General features: G+C 71.1%; 1 protein-coding gene. It reads right to left on the bottom strand.

The features are described from left to right. A partial coding sequence (locus tag ACWNT5_RS24285) for an asparagine synthase-related protein (RefSeq protein ID WP_456518866.1) occupies positions 1-291 on the bottom strand: 291 nt, incomplete at both ends.

Here is a 291-nt window from a genome sequence, read left to right on the forward strand (position 1 = left end):
TGGATGGACCCGATGTGGCGCGACACCTCACGCGCCTTGACCAGGTCCGGCGAGTCGTCGAGCCCGATCGAGAAGGTGTGGATCGGCCGCCCGGTGCGCTGGCGGTGCAGCCGCGAAGCAATCGAGGCGACCAGCGACGAGTCCAGCCCGCCCGACAGCAAGACCCCCCACGGCGCATCGCTGCGGATCCGCTTGGCCACCGCGGTGATCAGGCGTGCCTGAACGAGTCTCGGGTTCGCGCTGCCCCCCGAGACCGGGCCATCCGCCCACGCGGGCTTGTACCAGCGCACG

The organism is Aquimarina sp. 433 (genome assembly GCF_054054605.1).